General features: G+C 64.7%; 18 protein-coding genes and 1 pseudogene. 14 read left to right on the forward strand and 5 right to left on the reverse strand.

Annotation, left to right across the window (positions count from 1 at the left end; translation table 11 throughout):
* Window positions 1-60: 60 nt before the first annotated feature.
* Window positions 61-720, forward strand: coding sequence for a TetR/AcrR family transcriptional regulator (locus ABIB78_RS02200; protein WP_429020909.1), 660 nt, complete (start codon window positions 61-63; stop codon window positions 718-720).
* A gap of 30 nt (window positions 721-750) precedes the next feature.
* Here the strand turns inward: ABIB78_RS02200 and paaZ are convergent, their stop codons facing one another.
* Together paaZ and paaG are read right to left on the reverse strand one after the other, a co-directional pair.
* A complete protein-coding gene (gene paaZ, locus ABIB78_RS02205; protein ID WP_429020912.1) occupies window positions 751-2,778 on the reverse strand; it encodes a phenylacetic acid degradation bifunctional protein PaaZ in 2,028 nt (675 codons plus the stop codon).
* A 104-nt stretch (window positions 2,779-2,882) separates the two neighbouring features.
* Window positions 2,883-3,680 (reverse strand): 2-(1,2-epoxy-1,2-dihydrophenyl)acetyl-CoA isomerase PaaG, encoded by a 798-nt coding sequence (gene paaG / locus ABIB78_RS02210; protein WP_429020915.1) that lies wholly within the window; start codon window positions 3,678-3,680, stop codon window positions 2,883-2,885.
* A gap of 150 nt (window positions 3,681-3,830) precedes the next feature.
* On the opposite strand from paaG, the gene ABIB78_RS02215 reads away from it, so the two are divergent.
* From ABIB78_RS02215 to ABIB78_RS02240, 6 genes are all read left to right on the forward strand, one after another.
* Entirely contained in the window at window positions 3,831-5,015 is a 1,185-nt protein-coding gene (locus tag ABIB78_RS02215; RefSeq protein ID WP_429020917.1) for an ABC transporter substrate-binding protein, read from the forward strand.
* A gap of 92 nt (window positions 5,016-5,107) precedes the next feature.
* Window positions 5,108-5,980, forward strand: a complete 873-nt coding sequence (locus ABIB78_RS02220; RefSeq protein WP_429020918.1) for a branched-chain amino acid ABC transporter permease — start codon at window positions 5,108-5,110, stop codon at window positions 5,978-5,980.
* Window positions 5,981-5,983: 3 nt separating this feature from the next.
* A complete protein-coding gene (locus ABIB78_RS02225) occupies window positions 5,984-6,931 on the forward strand; it encodes a branched-chain amino acid ABC transporter permease (RefSeq protein ID WP_429020921.1) in 948 nt (315 codons plus the stop codon).
* Window positions 6,931-7,704 (forward strand): ABC transporter ATP-binding protein, encoded by a 774-nt coding sequence (locus tag ABIB78_RS02230; protein WP_429021525.1) that lies wholly within the window; start codon window positions 6,931-6,933, stop codon window positions 7,702-7,704. The genes ABIB78_RS02225 and ABIB78_RS02230 overlap by 1 nt, the downstream gene beginning before the upstream one ends.
* Window positions 7,697-8,401 (forward strand): ABC transporter ATP-binding protein, encoded by a 705-nt coding sequence (locus ABIB78_RS02235; RefSeq protein WP_429020924.1) that lies wholly within the window; start codon window positions 7,697-7,699, stop codon window positions 8,399-8,401. The genes ABIB78_RS02230 and ABIB78_RS02235 overlap by 8 nt, the downstream gene beginning before the upstream one ends.
* A gap of 204 nt (window positions 8,402-8,605) precedes the next feature.
* Window positions 8,606-9,586, forward strand: a complete 981-nt coding sequence (locus ABIB78_RS02240; protein WP_429020927.1) for an AraC family transcriptional regulator — start codon at window positions 8,606-8,608, stop codon at window positions 9,584-9,586.
* A 43-nt stretch (window positions 9,587-9,629) separates the two neighbouring features.
* Here ABIB78_RS02240 and ABIB78_RS02245 read toward each other — a convergent pair whose 3' ends face one another.
* A complete protein-coding gene (locus ABIB78_RS02245) occupies window positions 9,630-9,896 on the reverse strand; it encodes a hypothetical protein (protein ID WP_429020930.1) in 267 nt (88 codons plus the stop codon).
* 165 nt (window positions 9,897-10,061) lie between these two features.
* Between ABIB78_RS02245 and ABIB78_RS02250 the strand changes: the two are divergent.
* From ABIB78_RS02250 to ABIB78_RS02265, 4 genes and pseudogenes are all read left to right on the forward strand, one after another.
* Window positions 10,062-10,232: pseudogene (locus ABIB78_RS02250) on the forward strand (DUF4424 family protein); the annotation flags it as partial.
* A gap of 170 nt (window positions 10,233-10,402) precedes the next feature.
* The gene (locus tag ABIB78_RS02255) at window positions 10,403-11,614 is read left to right on the forward strand and encodes an acyl-CoA dehydrogenase family protein (RefSeq protein WP_429020932.1); all 1,212 of its coding nucleotides are present in this window, start codon (window positions 10,403-10,405) and stop codon (window positions 11,612-11,614) included.
* Between the two features lie 18 nt (window positions 11,615-11,632).
* Window positions 11,633-12,145: a hypothetical protein gene (locus ABIB78_RS02260; RefSeq protein WP_429020935.1), complete on the forward strand. Its 513-nt coding sequence runs from the start codon at window positions 11,633-11,635 to the stop codon at window positions 12,143-12,145.
* Between the two features lie 262 nt (window positions 12,146-12,407).
* Window positions 12,408-13,526: a branched-chain amino acid ABC transporter substrate-binding protein gene (locus tag ABIB78_RS02265; protein WP_429020937.1), complete on the forward strand. Its 1,119-nt coding sequence runs from the start codon at window positions 12,408-12,410 to the stop codon at window positions 13,524-13,526.
* 84 nt (window positions 13,527-13,610) lie between these two features.
* Here ABIB78_RS02265 and ABIB78_RS02270 read toward each other — a convergent pair whose 3' ends face one another.
* The gene (locus tag ABIB78_RS02270; RefSeq protein WP_429020939.1) at window positions 13,611-13,784 is read right to left on the reverse strand and encodes a hypothetical protein; all 174 of its coding nucleotides are present in this window, start codon (window positions 13,782-13,784) and stop codon (window positions 13,611-13,613) included.
* On the opposite strand from ABIB78_RS02270, the gene ABIB78_RS02275 reads away from it, so the two are divergent.
* Together ABIB78_RS02275 and ABIB78_RS02280 are read left to right on the forward strand one after the other, a co-directional pair.
* On the forward strand, window positions 13,774-14,823 hold the full coding sequence (locus ABIB78_RS02275; RefSeq protein ID WP_429020941.1) for a hypothetical protein: 1,050 nt from the start codon (window positions 13,774-13,776) through the stop codon (window positions 14,821-14,823). The genes ABIB78_RS02270 and ABIB78_RS02275 overlap by 11 nt on opposite strands.
* Before the next feature lie 42 nt (window positions 14,824-14,865).
* Window positions 14,866-15,753 carry a class I SAM-dependent methyltransferase gene (locus tag ABIB78_RS02280; RefSeq protein ID WP_429020943.1) on the forward strand — a complete coding sequence of 296 codons (888 nt, stop codon included), beginning with the start codon at window positions 14,866-14,868 and terminating at the stop codon, window positions 15,751-15,753.
* Here the strand turns inward: ABIB78_RS02280 and ABIB78_RS02285 are convergent.
* Window positions 15,712-16,290 (reverse strand): TetR/AcrR family transcriptional regulator, encoded by a 579-nt coding sequence (locus ABIB78_RS02285; protein ID WP_429020944.1) that lies wholly within the window; start codon window positions 16,288-16,290, stop codon window positions 15,712-15,714. The genes ABIB78_RS02280 and ABIB78_RS02285 overlap by 42 nt on opposite strands.
* A gap of 81 nt (window positions 16,291-16,371) precedes the next feature.
* On the opposite strand from ABIB78_RS02285, the gene ABIB78_RS02290 reads away from it, so the two are divergent.
* A complete protein-coding gene (locus tag ABIB78_RS02290) occupies window positions 16,372-16,689 on the forward strand; it encodes a monooxygenase (RefSeq protein ID WP_429020947.1) in 318 nt (105 codons plus the stop codon).
* The last annotated feature ends 120 nt before the right edge of the window (window positions 16,690-16,809 follow it).

The following is a 16,809-nucleotide window of genomic DNA, read 5'->3' on the forward strand; positions in this document are numbered from 1 at the left end:
CCGGCGCATGCAGGGTCGTGGTTGCAGAACTTTGACAGCCGGCTGGTGGAACGGAAAGACATGGCCCGATCGCGCGCCAAGGACTACGACGACAAGCGCCTCTCGATGCTGCATCGCTCGGCCGAGCTGTTTGCCGCCTCTGGATATGTCGGCACGTCGATGAATACGATCGCCGACGCATGCGGGGTCTCGAAGGCGCTGCTCTATCACTATTATCCCGACAAGGAGGCGATCCTCTTCGATATCCTGTCGTCGCATCTCGAGAAGCTGGTGGCGGCGGTTCGCAAGGCGAGCGGGTCGGCCGGCGATCCGGCTGAGCGCTTCAGGACGATCGTTGCGACCCTGCTCGAGCTCTACCGGCATGCCGACGCCGAGCATCAGGTCCAGATCGCAAGCCTCAAGCTGCTGCCGAAGGAAAAGCAGCAGCCGCTGCTTGCCAGCGAGCGGATCCTCGTCGGGATCATGTCGGATGCGCTGGCCGCGGCGGTGCCGGCGGCGAAGCAGAAGCGGGTTCTCAAGCCGCTGACGATGAGCGTCTTCGGCATGCTGAACTGGCATTACATGTGGTTCCGCGAGGGCGGCCCGATGACCCGCGCCGACTATGCCGACTTCGTCGTGCAGCTCGTGCTGGCCGGTGCGGAGGACGCGGCTGCCGCCGCCACCCGGCTGCGCAGCAAGGCGAAGTCGGCCAGCCGGAACCGGCAGGCCGAGTTGCTCTGAAGCGCGAACCTGTCGGAACGACAGCTGACCTTAGGTCCGCATCGCATTCATGGTCAGCAGCTCGTACGTCGCGGCCGTCTCGCCGGTACCAGTCGTGATCTCGACGTCCCAGCGCACCTCGCCATATTGCTTGTTGCGCGGCATCTTCTCCTTCGCGGTCAGCCGCACCTGGATCGTCTCGCCTGGCTGCACCGGCTTGATGAAGCGCAGCGAGTCCAGCCCGTAATTCGCCAGCACCGGACCGTAGTCGGGATCGACGAACAGGCCGGCTGCGAATGACAGCAGCAGGTAGCCGTGCGCGACGCGGCCCGGGAAGAACGGATGCCCCTTGGTCGCTTCCTCGTCCATATGTGCGTAGAAAGTGTCGCCCGTGAAGTGCGCGAAGTGCTCGATGTCGTCGAGCGTGATCTGCCGCGACTTCGAGACCAGCGTGCGGCCGATCTCGAGGTCGTCGTAGTGATAGCGGAACGGGTGCAGGTCACCCTCAAGCACCGGGCTGCCCTTGAACCAGCGGCCGGTGACGCCGCTCAGCATGGCCGGCGAGCCCTGCAATGCGGTGCGCTGCATGTAGTGTTGGAGACTGCGGACGCCGCCCAGCTCCTCGCCGCCACCGGCGCGGCCCGGGCCGCCATGCACCATCTGCGGCATCGGCGAGCCGTGTCCGGTATGCTCCGTCGCGCAGTCGCGATCGATGATTGCGACGCGGCCGTGAAAACTGCCGATGCCGAATGCGAGCTCGGTCGCGGTCGGAATGTCGTGCGTGTAGACGGATGCGACGAGGCTGCCGCCGCCGCGGTTGGTCAAAGCGACGGCCTGGTTCAGGTCGTCGTAGCCCATCACGGTGCAAACCGGTCCGAACGCCTCGATCTCGTGCACCGCGGTTGCGGCCATCGGCTTGGAGCAGTGCAGCAGCAGCGGCGGAACGAAGGCGCCGCGCTTGGCGTCGGCATCGACCAGCGGGAAATTGTCGGGATCGCCGGCCACCAGCTCGGCGTCGGTGCGCAGCCGCGCCACATGGGCGAGGACATCGCTGCGCTGGGTGAGGCCAACCAGCGGTCCCATCCTGACCTTCTCGCTTTCGGGGTTGCCGATCGTGACCTTGGCGAGACGCTCGCGCAGCGCCGTGATGACGGCATCGAGCTGCGCGGATGGCGCCAGCGCGCGGCGGATCGCGGTGCATTTCTGCCCGGCCTTGACCGTCATCTCTTTCGCCACTTCCTTGATGAAGAGGTCGAATTCCGGGCTTCCCGGCACCGCGTCCGGAGCGAGGATTGCCGCATTGAGCGAATCCCGCTCGGCGATGAACCTGACGGCCTCGCGCGCAATGACCGGATGCCGCTGCAGCTTTTGCGAGGTGTCGGCCGAGCCCGTGAAGGACACCACGTCCTGGCAGGTCAGATGGTCGAACAGATCGCCGGTCGATCCGACGATGAATTGCAGGACGCCTTCCGGCAGTGCTCCGGATTCGGTGATCATCCGCACCAGTTCGTAGGCGACATAGGAAGTGACGGTCGCGGGCTTGGTGACGACGGGAACGCCGGCGAGCAGCGCGGGCGCCAGCTTCTCCAGCATGCCCCAGCACGGGAAGTTGAACGCGTTGATATGCACGGCAACGCCGTGCAATGGCGCCACGATGTGCTGACCGGCGAACGTGCCGCCCTTGGAGAGGCCTTCGACGTTGCCGTCGAGCAGGAACCTGGTGTTGGGAAGCTCGCGGCGGCCCTTGCTGGCATAGGCGAACAGCGTGCCGATGCCGCCATCGACGTCGATGACAGCGTCGGTGCGGGTGCACCCGGCCTGGAACGACAGTTTGTGAAGCCGCGCCTTGTGCTGGCTCAAATAGTCGGCCAGCGCTTTCAGCAGGCCCGCACGCTGGTGGAACGACAGTTTTCGGAGATTTTTGCCTCCGACCGCGCGGCCATAGGCGAGGATCTCGCGCATGTTGAGATCGCTCCTGGTCGTGAGCGCCACCACGTCGCCGGTCACGGCACTGTGAATCTCGGCCGCGGGCTCGCTGGCACCGCTCCACTTTCCACGGACGAAGCTGTCGAGCTTCATGACAGTGTCCGCCGTCCGTGCGCCGCTGGATTGAGGCTGTGTCATCGAAATCGAACCCTCTGACTTTGTGATCAATGATGCGTCTTGCCTTGCGGGCGGAACGTTCAATTCCAAGCTCGTCCGACAAAGCGCGGCGTGCGCTTTTCGAGGAACGCGGTGACGCCTTCGGCGTAGTCCGCCGACCGGCCTGCGCGTCCTTGCAGGTCGCGCTCGAGCGTGAGTTGCGCGTCGAGCGTGTTGGTCTCGGACGCATCGAGCGCCTGCTTGATCAGCGCAAGGCCATCGGTCGGCTGCGTCGCGAGAGAGGCGGCGAGGGCGTGGGCCTCTGTCATCAGGTCGGAATCCTCGACCATTCTCCAGATCATGCCCCATGTCTCCGCCCGCTCCGCGGAGATCGGTTCGGCGAGCATAGCCAACGCACGGGCCCGCGCCGGGCCGACGAGCCGCGGCAAGAACCAGGTGCCGCCGGAATCCGGGACGAGGCCGAGCTTCGCGAAGGCCTGAATGAACTTGGCCGATCGTGCGGCGATCACGACATCGCAGGCAAGGGCCACGTTCGCGCCGGCCCCGGCGGCCACGCCGTTGACGGCGCACACGACCGGCATCGGAATGCTGCGCAGCTTGCGCACCAGCGGGTTGTAGAATTTTTCGATCGGCACCGAGAGATCAGGCGTTTCGCCCGGCGTGAACACGCCGTCCGAAAGATCCTGCCCGGCACAGAACCCGCGTCCGGCTCCGGTCAGGATCAGCGCATGGCAGGACTTGTCCTGCTCCGCCGCGATCAGCGCAGCCATCAGTGCTGTGTGCAGATCGGCGCTGAATGAATTCAGGCGGTCGGGCCTGTTGAGCGTCAGCACGCGATATCCGGCGCGGATATCGGTCAACACCAAATCGGTGACCATGATTACCTCCCGTTGCGGCTTCTGATGACCGAAGGTCGCATGTCCTGCGACTGAATTACTATTGACCAACCGGTTGGTCAATTATAAACGTGCGGGTAACAATATGCGACGCGCCTGCGATCGGCGCGCGAGGAGGGGAGGTTTCGCAACATGGGTTATCTTGTTGGGTTCAACCGGCGGCAGGCCGTCGGGTTCCTGTTCGGCGTTTCGGCCGCCACCTTCGCCATCTCTGCGCCAGTGGCCGCGCAGGGCACGATCAAGATCGGGACCGTGCTCTCGGTGACCGGACCGGCGTCATTCCTCGGAGATCCCGAGGAGAAGACGCTGAAACTCTACGTCGACAAGATCAACGCGGCCGGCGGCATCCAGGGCAAGAAGATCGAGCTCGTCATCTATGATGACGGCGGCGACGCCAGCAAGGCGCGCACCTTTGCAACCCGTCTGGTCGAGGACGACAAGGTCGTCGCGATGGTCGGTGGCACGACGACCGGCACCACGATGGCCATGGTTCCGGTGTTCGAGGAAGCCAAGGTGCCCTTCATCTCGCTGGCCGGCGCGATCGATGTGGTCGATCCCGTGCGCAAATACATCTTCAAGACGCCGCATACCGACAAGATGGCGTGCGAGAAGATCTTCGAGAATCTCAAGCAGCGCAATCTGACCAAGATCGCGATGATCTCGGGCACTGACGGCTTCGGTGCCTCGATGCGGACGCAATGCGTGAAGGTCGCGCCGAATTACGGCATCCAGATCCTCGCCGAGGAGACTTATGGTCCGCGCGATACCGACATGACCGCGCAACTGACCAAGATCAAGGGCACGCAGAGCGTTCAGGCCGTGATCAATCCCGGGTTCGGCCAGGGACCCGCGATCGCCACGCGCAACTATGCGCAATTGGGCATGGCGGCGACGCCGCTGTATCTGAGCCATGGCGTTGCCTCCAAGAGCTTCATCGAACTCGCCGGTCCCGCCGCCGACGGCGTCCGGTTGCCGGCCGCGGCGCTGCTCGTCGGCGACAAGCTGCCCGACTCCGATCCGCAGAAGAAGGTCGTGGTCGATTACAAGCAGGCCTATGAGGCGTCAGCAAAGCAGCCGGTCTCGACCTTCGGCGGCCACGCCTATGACGGGCTGTTTATCCTCGTCGATGCGGTGAAGCGCGCGAATTCGGCCGAGCCCGACAAGATCCGCGATGCGATCGAGGCGACCAAGGGTTTTGTCGGCACCGGCGGAATCGTCACGATGTCGCCGACCGATCACCTCGGCCTCGATCTCACTGCGTTCCGGATGCTCGAGATCAAGGGCGGGGACTGGACCCTGATTGCGCCCGGAAGCTGAGTGTCCGGGCGACGTATTGCGCAACATCTAGGCCGAGCGTGGGCGCTGCGGCTGAATCGCGACCCCACGCGGAGGGGAGCCGCTCGTCGTTCATGTCCGAATTTCTTCAGTTCCTTTTCTCCGGACTCACGGTGGGCGCGGTCTATGCGCTGGTCGCGCTCGGGTTCACGCTGATCTACAATGCGTCCGACGTCGTGAACTTCGCCCAGGGCGAGTTCGTGATGCTGGGCGGCATGGTTACGGTATTCGTGTCGGCCGCCGGAGTGCCGCTGCCGATCGCGGCGCTGATCGCAGTGATCGCATCGATCGTGGTCGGACTGCTATTGTATTGGCTTGCCATCGCACCAGCGCGAGATGCATCGGCGGTCTCCCTCATCATCATCACGATCGGCGCGTCGATCCTGCTCAAGGGCCTTGCCCAGGTCGTGTTTGACAAGCAGTTCCACAAGCTGCCGTCATTCTCCGGCGATGCGCCGATCGACCTGTTGGGCGCGGCGATCCAGCCGCAGAGCCTGTGGGTGATCGGCGGCACGGCCGTTGCGGTCATCGTTCTCTATCTCTTCCTCGAGAAGACCCTGGTCGGAAAAGCGGTGCTTGCGACATCGGCGAACCGGCTGGCGGCGCGCCTCGTTGGCATCAATACGGCCACCATCATGGCGCTGTCGTTCGGCGGCTCGGCTGCGATCGGCGCGCTCGCCGGCATTCTGGTGACGCCGATCACGCTGACCAGCTATGACGTCGGCACCATGATGGCCCTGAAGGGATTCGCCGCCGCGATGTTGGGCGGGATGGGCAATCCGCTCGGCGCCGTCGTGGGCGGCCTGCTGCTCGGTCTGCTGGAAACGATGGGCGCCGGTTATGTCAGCTCGACCTACAAGGATGCGTTCGCGTTCATCATGATCCTGGTGGCGTTGTTCGTGATGCCGCAAGGCCTGCTCGGCCGCCGCACCGTGAACAGGGTCTGATCGATGCGCGCTGCTGCCAACAACCGCTATGCGGTGATCCTCGCTCTCGCGATCATCGTCGCCGTGCTGCCGCTGACCTTCCCATCAAGCTACTATCTGCGGGTGGCGTCGCTGGTCTGGGTGTCGGCGTTCGCGGCGATCGGCCTCAATCTCCTGATGGGCAAGGCCGGGCAAGTCAGTCTCGGCCACGCCGCGTTCTTCGGCGTCGGCGCCTATTCGGCGGCGATCGGGCCCGCGCATCTCGGGATTTCAGCCTGGGCGTCATCCCTGATCGGCGCCTGCCTGGCGGGCGTGGTGGCCTTTCTGGTCGGACGTCCGATCCTGCGGCTCAAGGGCCACTACCTCGCGATCGCCACGCTCGGCTTCGGCGTGCTGGTCGCGCTCGTCATCACGACGGAGAACCGCTGGACCGGCGGGCCCGACGGCATGCCGGTCGCCAAGCTCACGATGTTCGGGTGGCGCGTGAGCACGGCCTATGCGTGGTACTGGGTATCGGGCGCATTCATGATCCTCGGGACATGGATCGCGCTCAACCTCGACGACACGCCGACCGGCCGCGCGTTTCTCGCGCTGCATGACAGCGAGATCGCGGCGCGGGTCGCCGGCATCGATGTTGCGAGCTTCAAGCTGCGGGCTTTCGTGCTCGCCGCCGTCTACGCATCGATCGCCGGCTCCTTGCTCGCCATGATGAACGGCTTTGTCTCGCCCGATCTCGCCGGCTTCCAGCATTCGGTCGAGCTGGTGACGATGGTGGTGCTGGGCGGGCTCGGCTCGATCCTCGGCAGCATCGTCGGCGCGGCGGTGCTGGTGGTGCTGCCCCAGATGCTGACGGTCTTCCAGGAATACGAGAACGTCATGCTCGGCCTGGTCATCATCGCCTCGATGGTGTTCATGCGCGACGGCATCGTTCCGACCGCGCGCAGATTTCTCGTGAAGGCGATTACACGGTGATCCTTTCGGTGAGCGATATCGGGATCGCGTTCGGCGCCGTGAAGGCGATCGATGGCGTCAGCTTCGCGGTCGACGAGGGTCAGATCTTTTCCGTGATCGGTCCGAACGGCGCCGGCAAGACCACACTGTTCAACGTGATCTCCGGCATTTACGTCGCCGGCTCCGGCCGCGTCGAACTCTCGGGTAAGGACGTCACAAAACTCGGGCCGGACGCGCTGGCGGCGCGCGGCATGTCGCGCACCTTCCAGAATCTGCAGATCTTCCAGCGCATGACGGTGGCGCAGAATGTCATGGTCGGCCGCCACCTGAAGGAGAAATGCAATCTGCTGGCCGACATGCTGCGGCTGCCGTCGGTCGCGCGCCAGAATCGCGCCACGCGCGAGGCGGCGCTCGCCTGTCTCGACGAGGTCGGGCTGCGCGACAAGGCCGACGTGCTCGCCGGCGACCTCTCCTATGGCGGCTGCAAGCGGCTGGAGATCGCGCGTGCGCTCGCGGCCGAACCGCGGATCGTGCTGCTGGACGAACCGGCGGCCGGCTGCAACGCGGTCGAAACCGAGGACATCGACCGCGTCATCTGCCGCCTCGCGGACAAGGGCATCGCCGTCGTGCTGGTCGAGCACGACATGAAGCTCGTGATGAAGATCTCTAACCGCATCCTCGTGCTCGACCGCGGCAAGGTGCTGATCGAGGGCACGCCGCAGCAGGTGCGCGACAGTTCGGCCGTCCACGACGCCTATCTCGGCACGCGCCGCACGGAGGCCAGGCGTGCTTGAGGTCGACAATCTTCACAGCGCCTATGGACGCATCGAGGTGCTCAAGGGCGTCTCCTTGCGCGTTGCGGCCGGCGAGGTCGTCGCGCTGATCGGCTCGAACGGTGCCGGCAAGACCACCTTGATGCGGGCGCTGTCGGGCGTGCAGCCGGTGACAGGCGGCTCGATCGCGTTCCTCGGTGAGCGGATCGACCGCCTGCCGCCGCATGCGCGGGTCAGGCGCGGCGTCGTGCAGTCGCCCGAGGGGCGTCACGTCTTCGCGCCGCTGAGCGTCACCGACAATCTCAGTCTCGGTGGCTATCTCAGGCGTGACGAGGACATCGAGCGGGACCGCGAGCGGGTCTACGCCATGTTTCCGGTGCTGCATGAGAAGCGGCATCTGCTTGCCGGCGGCCTCTCCGGCGGACAACAGCAGATGCTCGCGATCGGACGCGCGCTGATGGGCAAGCCGAAGCTGTTGTTGCTCGACGAACCCTCGCTCGGGCTGTCACCGCGACTGGTCGATAAGATTCTCGCTGCGATCGCGGCGCTGAAGGCTGACGGGGTCACCATCCTGCTGGTGGAGCAGAACGCCTCCGCCGCGCTCGAGATTTCTGACCGCGGCTACGTCATCGAGACCGGCCGCATTGGGTTCTCAGACGCGGCGTCGGCGCTGCTGAGCGATCCGCGAGTCAAGAGCGCTTATCTCGGCCTCGAATAGGCCCAAGCTTTCAGCTCTGCTGCACCTAGCGACATATTTGCGAAGCTTATGCGGCAACGCTTGACAGTTGTCAGAATGAGCCTTCGCCGGAACCCGCGAAAGGTTCACGTATGCAGCCGCGCCGCATGGCCCCATGCTTGGTGTGAGCCGCCACAAATCAGCCGTATATGAGCGGCGAACCTCCGCCGCCATGAGGGCGAGCCGATGACGACGCAGTCGCGTGACTTCACAGGGTTTCGGTTCTCCACCGCGCATTTCGGCGAGCGAGACCGCTTGCCGATTTTTCGCGAGCAGATCGGGCGGATGATCGTGAAGCTCGACCCGGAGCCGCTCGACGACGGCGCGTTTCATGCCGAAGCGAATGTGCGCGAATTGTCCGGGCTCGGCATCGGATCCTGGGCGTGCAGCAATCTGAAGATCGCAAGACCGCGCGAACTGCTCGACGGTACTGACGACCTGGTGCTGACGATTATCACCAGCGGCAACACCCGTGCCTCGCAGCGCGGCCGCGACATCGAGCTCGGCCCCGGGCAGGCCGTGCTGCAATCGAGCGCGGAGGCCGGCAACATGGTGGTCCCGGTATCGCCGAGCCGCTTCGTCGGTCTACGGCTGCCGCGCAAGGCGCTGGCCTCGCTGGTCAACGATCCCGAAGACATGCTGATCCGTCCGTTGCCGGCGAACACGGAGGCAATGCGCCTGCTTTCGCTGTACATCAGGGAGCTCGACGACAGCTATCAGCTTGCGACTCCCGAGCTGCGCGGCGCCGTCGTCAAGCACCTGCTCGATCTCGGCGCGCTGATCATCGGCGCCAACCGGGATGCGGCGGTTGCCGCGGAAGACGGCGGACTGGCGGCTGCCCGGCTCGCCGCGGTCAAGGCCGACATCAACGACAATCTCAGCTATGGCGACCTCACGCTGCCCGCGGTGGCTGCCCGGCTGAGGCTCACGCCGCGCCATATCCAGAGGCTGTTCGAGAGCGTAGGTTCGACATTCTCGGAATTTGTGCTCGGCCAGCGGCTGGCGCGCGCGCATCATTTGCTGACCGATCCGCGCCACAGTCGCAGCACCATCGGCACGATTGCATTCGAAGTCGGTTTCGGCGATCTGTCCTATTTCAACCGCACCTTCCGCCGGCACTACGGCGTGACGCCATCGGATATCCGCGCTGTGACACGGCGTTCCTGACCGAACGTCTCCATCCCCTTGGCAGAGCCGTCGCGCTGTCTGCCTACGGCTCGCCGCATCCGGGCACTCGCCGGATTTGCTCGATCAGCCGCCGGTGACGCCCCGCGGAGAGGGCTCTCTCATTCGCGCACATCAGCATGGCGACACACGCGACCTCCGGTTGGGAGGGCCAGGCGATGGTGCCGTCGATCGCGCCATCGCATTTGAGGTGGGCGTTCTTGGCGTCCCAACGGATCGCGCTCTCGGGGGCCCATGTCGCAGCGGCTGCAACAACGGCCAATCCCGCCAATGCCGGACGGAACGCGATCATGGATCGGGCATCCAACGAAATTGTTCGCGCATGCGCTTGGCAATCTTCATGACAATCACAAGTCGTGCGAGGCCGGCCGAATCATTAGCGACCGGCTGGCGCGCGTACAAGCGTCCAGCCTGACGTGTGTAACGTCGGCGGAGAGAAGATCACGACTGGGCGGCGCCGATCGGCGAATTCCATCTCACCGTCGACAAGGGCGAGCCCAACAATTTCGTCAGCTTCTGTGCCGATGGCGTCAAGAAGACCGGACCAGCGCGCTTCGAAGTCCGGCACCCGAACTTCACCCCGTCGCGGGATTTGAAGATCGTCATCTTCGTTCCGATTCCGAATTAGCGTGGACAAGAAGCAATGCAGTGATTGCGAACACTGTTGCGTGATGTCGCGTACGTCCCAATCCCCGTCGCATCCGTCCGAGCCTCGCATCACTGATGCGCGTAAAAGGCGGCCCCCGCGAAATCGTCCTGCGCGGGCGATTCACCGATGGCGACGCAGCGAGGCCACCAATGACTGACATCACCACCCCGTCGTTTGTCGATGCTGCCGCGGCGCTCGCGCCGCGGATTCTGGCAGCGGCGCAGGAGAGCGAGCGGTCGCGGCGGCTGCCTGTCTCGCTGGTTGAGGCGATGGCGCAGGCCGGGCTCTTCCGGCTCTGGATTCCGCGCGTCATCGGCGGCGAGGAAACCGATCCGATGACCCTCGTTCGGGTGGTCGAGGAGATCTCGCGCGCCGACGGTGCCACCGGCTGGTGCATGGCCATCGGGGGCGCCTATGGCGTGTTCGGCGGCTATCTCGCGAAGGAAACCGCGCGCGACATCTATGGCAGCGATCCGCTGGTTCGGACGGCGGGAGCCTTGCGGCCGTTCGGCACCGCCAAGGTCGTCGATGGCGGTTATTGCGTCACAGGCCGCTGGCCGCTCGGAAGCGGCTGCCAGCACTCCGGCTGGATGATCGGCAATTGCCGGATATTCGACGACGATCAACCGCGCTTGCACCCTGACGGCACCCCGGTGATGCGCTTCATGCTGTTTCCGACCGCGCAATGCGAGATCTTCGACACCTGGCACAGTATCGGGCTGCGCGGCACGGGCAGCCATGACTATGCTATCGCGGATGCCTTCGTGCCATCCGCGCAGTCGCTCTCGTTTCGCGAACCGCCGGTGGAGCAGGGGCCGCTCTATGCGTTTCCGACCATCGCGCTGTTCGGGGCGGCGCTCGCGGCCGTGCCGCTCGGCATCGCCCGCCACGCGATCGACATTCTGGTCGAGCTTGTCGGACGAAAGATCGCATCGCGTTCGCGCAAACTGCTCCGTGAGGATGCGCTGATCCAGGCCGATCTCGGCCGCGCCGAGGCCTTGCTGGGCTCGGGACGGGCTTTCCTTTACGGCAAGCTGGGAGAGGCGTGGCAGGCCGTCAGCGCCGGCGAGGTGCTCAGCGTTGCCGAGCGCGCCACGCTTTGGCTGGCTTCGACCCATGCTGCGAACACGGCCAAGCAGGCGACCGAGCTGATGTTCGCTGCCGGCGGCTCGTCCGCGCTGGACGTGAGCTGCGGGCTCGAACGCTGCGTGCGGGACGTCCATGCTGCCGTCCAGCATCTCACTTTGGCGCCGGCCAACTATCAGATGGCCGGCGAGGCGTATCTCGGGGCGGACATGCGGTCGACGCCCTTGCTGTTCTCGGATGACCGCGCCGTCATCCTTGTCCCGAACCCGAACTAGCGCCGGCGCGTTCCAGCCATGACGAACAAGTCCAGGATCCTCGCGAATCCGGCCGTGCGCCTGGTTCTCTGCCTTGGCGGGGTGGCTGGCGCGGCATCGGCACAGTCCATCGATCCGCATCATCCGACGGTGCTCGGCGCCGGTGTCAATCGCGCCAACATCACCAATGATATCCGCGGTCATTACTACAGCTTCATGGCCGGGCCGGGCCATATCGATGTCGAGCTCGCCTTCAAGGAGATGGGGGTGTTCGGCCGTCCGCTGCCGCAACATCTCAACTTCGATTTCTGGAATGCGGACGGCGTTCGGCTGTCCCACATCGAAGTCCTGTCGCAGGGCGGCATCGCCCGCCGGCACACCGACGCCGATTTTCCGGCGCGACAACGAATCAATCTGGCGGTCTCGACGCAATGGGGCGCGATCAAGGTCGGTGGCTACTACGAGATCGAGTTGAAAGGTGCCGTCGAGGCCGCGGCACCGGTCGGAGCTGAGGTCAAGCCAGCAGAGTCCGAGCCGCTGGTGCGGCCCTGATCGAATCATCACCAGCTATGTGCTGTCGCGCACACAAGACCGCCTCCGATCGCGCCGGTCGTGCGTGTCATTCCAGGCGCCAATGCACGGCAACGTGTTTCACATTGTTGCCCGATGTCGCATATGTCCAATCCCCCGTCGCCTCAGTCCGAGCCTGCCGGCCACCGCGCGCATACAAGGCAGCCCCCGGTGATCGTCGCACCCGGCGACACCAGTCGATTGCGATGCATTGAGGCGACTTGAGACCATCGAGGAGAATATGATGAAGTTTGCACTTCGAGGATACTTTCTTGCGGTTGGTGCGAGCCTGGCATTGTCCAGCGCGGCAATGGCCCAGGACATCAGCGTTGCCGTGGTTGGGCCGATGACCGGCTCGGAGGCGAGCTTCGGCCAGCAGTTCAAGAACGGCGCCGATCTCGCGATTGCCGACATCAACGCGGCGGGCGGCGTGCTCGGCAAGAAGCTGAAGCTGGAAGTCGGCGACGATGCCTGCGATCCGAAGCAGGCCGTGTCGGTTGCCGAGAAGATGGCAGGTGCGAAGATTCCGTTCGTCGTCGGGCACTTCTGCTCGTCGACCTCGATCCCTGCGTCGGACGCCTATGCCGAGGGCAATGTGCTGCAGATCACGCCGGGCTCGACCAACCCGCTCTTCACCGAGCGCGGGTTGTGGAACACATTCCGCGTCTGCGGCCGGGATGATCAGCAGGGCATGGTCGCGGCCGCCTATATCATCAAGAACTACAAGGCCAAGAACGTCGCGATCATCCACGACAAGACGACCTACGGCAAAGGTCTGGCCGACGAAACGAAGAACGCCATCAACGCGGCGGGCGTGAAGGAAAAGCTCTACGAAGCCTACACCAAGGGCGACAAGGATTTTGCCGCGCTGGTGTCTCGCTTCAAGAAGGAATCGATCGATTTCGTCTATGTCGGTGGCTACTACGCCGAAGCTGCGCTGATCCTGCGCCAGATGCGCGAGCAGGGCGTCAATGCCGTGCTGATGGGCGGCGACGCTTTGGTCGACAAGCAGTTCGCCGCGATCGCGGGTCCGCTTGCCGAGGGCTCCCTGTTCACCTTCTCGCCCGATCCGCGCAAAAAGGTGACCGCGGCCGCGACCTTGAAGAAGTTCAAGGACAAGGGCATCGATCCGGACGGCTACACGCTCTACAGCTATGCCGCCTTCCAGATCTGGAGCCAGGCCGCCACCCGTGCCCAGACCACGGATGCCAAGAAGGTTGCAGCGGCCATCAAGGCCGGAAGCTGGGACACCGTGCTCGGTAACATCAGCTACACGCCGAAGGGAGACATCACCCTGATCGACTACGTCGTGTACCGCCGCGACAAGGACGGCAACTACGCCGAACTGCCGGCCGGTCAATGATCGCTAGCCGCGACATCGGCGCTCCTCCCGGATCGATGTCGCGGCAGCACTTGTCCGGCTGCGCCGGCTCACAGCGCCAACGGATCAACCCTTTGCCAGCCCCGGGGTGTTGACGCTGTGACGCCAGGCAGAACGATAACCGGCCTGCCGGCGCCGATTGCCGGCAAAGCGGCCGATGACGGCCGCGTCAAGAACCGTCGCATTGAGCTGATCCGGCAATAGATCCCGATAATCGAAGAGAGCCCACATGTCTGACATGAGTCTGACCAATAACGGCGGTCGGGGTGACGGCGGTTCAGCCGAACGGCGCGGCACCGGCCCGTCGCAAGGACCGGCGCAAGGATCGTCGCATTCCTATCCGCTGTTGGTGCGTGATCACGGTCTTGGCACCGCGCTGAAGCTGTTGCTCGAAACCCTGCCCTATGCGCTGGCGCGATGGGGCGTGTTGCTGGGGTTTGCCGCGGCGTGCGTGGTCTGGGCCATCGTCGCCGTCGGCGGCGCCGTGTGGCTCGGCACCCACGTCGCCAGCGTGTTCGGCTATTGCTGGCTGCTTGGCATCCTGCTGCTCGGTGGATGGATCTGGGGTGCCATCCTGCGCTACACGCTTCACATGATCGCCTGCGGCCATGTCGCCGTGCTGACCGAGCTGATCACGCATGGCCGCATCGGCAACGGCACCGAAGGGCAGTTTGCCTACGGCCGCCGGATCGTGATGGACCGGTTCGGCGAGGTTGCGGTCCTGTTCGGGCTCAATGCGCTGGTCCGCGCCGTGCTTCGCGCGTTTCACAATGCGCTCGATACGCTTGGCGAATGGCTGCCGGCGCCCGGCATGAAGGCGATCGTCGGTCTGCTCAACACCATCCTGTCGGCCGCGACACGCTATCTGGACAAGGTGGTGCTGTCCTACGACTTGGCGCGCGGCGGCGACGATCCCAGGCGCAACATCCAGGACGGACTGGTCTATTATTGCCAGAACGCCAAGCCTATTCTGACGACGTCGGTCTGGATGGTCATCGTCGAGCGGATCTTGAGCGTCCTGCTTTGCCTGCTGCTGCTGGTCCCCGCCGGAGTGGCGACGGTCTGGTTGCCGGAGGCTGTCAGGGAGTATGGCGCCATGGTCACCGTCCTCATCGCGGCCCTGCTGGCGGTGACGGTGCGCGCGGCGTTCATCCAGCCGCTGTTCCTGATCTGCATGATGATCCGCTTTCACGCGCTGGTCGAGAACCAGCCGATCAATTCGACCTGGGTTGGTTATCTCGACGGCCTGTCCGACAAGTTCCGGCAGATCGGACGCTGAGATCGGCGCTCGTTATCCCTGTTGAATCGAGGGCAGGCATCCATGCAAGAGACCTCCGGCTACGACCCGAACTATGTGATGGGGCGCTCGACCGCGGAGACCGACAGGCTCAGGCGACAGTCGCAGCTTTACGATGCGTCGACATCGCAGCTGCTACGCGAGGCCGGGCTGTCGCCGGGCATGAAGGTGCTCGATGTCGGAAGCGGAGCCGGCAACGTGTCGTTCATTGCGGCAGGCCTTGTCGGCGAAACCGGGGCGGTCGTCGGCGTCGACAGCAATCCCGCGATCGTCGAGGAGGCCGCGCGCAAGGCGCATTCGCTCGGCCTGGGCCAGGTCTCGTTCCGGGTCGGCGACATCAACACGATTGAGCTGGAGCGCGATTTCGATGCCGTCGTCGGCCGGCTCGTGCTGATCTATGTGAAGGATCCCGCGGCGCTGGTTCGACAGCTGCTTGGGCACGTCAAGCCCGGCGGCATCGTGGCGTTTCAGGACCTCGACTGGGGCGAGGGGCCGATCGCCGATCCGCCGTCGCCGCTGCTGTCGCAGGCATGGGGGTATGTGAAGGAGATGTTCCAGCGAGCCGGGCTCAACAACCGCATGGGATTGTCGTTGCACGGAGCCTTGGTGGCGGCAGGCCTTCCCGCGCCGCGCATGAGCCTGTTTGCGCCGGCCGGAGGCGGTGCCGATTTCGACGGTTACGACTATATGGCGGGCGGCCTGCGCAGCAACCTGCCGCACATCGTCAAGCTCGGCGTCGCCACCGAAGCGGATCTGGCGCTGGATAGTTTTGCCGAGCGTCTGCGCGCTGAAGTGGTTGCCATGCAGGGCGTCTTTGCGCTGCCGATCTTTGTCGGCGCATGGTCGCGCAAGCACTGGGACGGAGAGGCCTCAGAGCTTGCCAATCACCGCATCGATGAACGTCGCGGCTAAATCCCTCAACTGCTTGCGGCTGTATCCGGCTCGCTCCATCACGGCCAGCCCGCGCGTGAACGTGACAATGACGCACGCCAGCCGGTTGGCATCGGCCGCGCTGCGCTTACCGGGAGCCGTGCCGATGGCCTTGCCGATCAGTTGCTCGAGCCGAGAGAGCACTCGTTGCACGCGCTGCCGCACGTCCGTGCCCGAAATGGCCGCGTCGAGTGCCGTGCGCGTGGTCAGGCAGCCCCGCGGCGGCGAACCGTCCGTCATGTTGACGATGATCATGTCAAGGAAGTCTCGGAGCCCCGCAGCCGCGTCGCCGTGGGCCAGCGCGTTGCCTGCCGCTTCCAGGAATTGCCCGGCATATTGATCGAAGGCGCGCAGGAAGATCGCTTCCTTGTCGCCGTAGGCGTTGTAGAGGCTGCCGCGCTGCACGCCGGTCGCAGCGGCGAGGTCCTGCATGGTCGCGTCGTGCAGGCCCTTGCGCCAGAACACATCGAGCGCGGTCGCGATCACCTCGTCTTCGTCGAACTGACGCACGCCTGCCATTCCGTGTCCTCCGTCCGGTCATTCTTGACACAATCGTCAAATTTGACAATGATGTCAAGAATGATGCCGAAGGAGATCAGTATGATTACCGCCGTCACGACGTTCAGACTGCCCAGGCCGATCACGCCCGAGGAAGCGCGCAGCATCTTCCTCGGCACCGCACCGATCTATCGCGGCATACCGGGGCTGTTTCGGAAGACCTATGTGCTGTCCGAGGACGGCATGACGGCCGGCGGCATCTATTTCTGGAACTCGAGGGCGGAAGCGGAAGCGCTGTACACCGATGCATGGCGCGCCCGCGCTCGGGAGAAGTACGGCGCCGATCCGACGGTCACCTATTTCGAAAGTCCCGTCGTGGTCGACAATGTTGCCGAGACGATCAGCTCCGACGATGAATAGGAAGGCGCCGTCACCGCAGATCGACGGTGGCACGGAACTTTCGACCGTCGCCCGGTCGGTGCGCTGCATGCGAGGCGCGATGTGCATCCGCTTGTGCTCAGCTCGCCCGCGAGGCTACTC

The organism is Bradyrhizobium sp. I1.14.4 (assembly GCF_050435825.1).
In the GTDB taxonomy this organism is placed as follows: domain Bacteria; phylum Pseudomonadota; class Alphaproteobacteria; order Rhizobiales; family Xanthobacteraceae; genus Bradyrhizobium.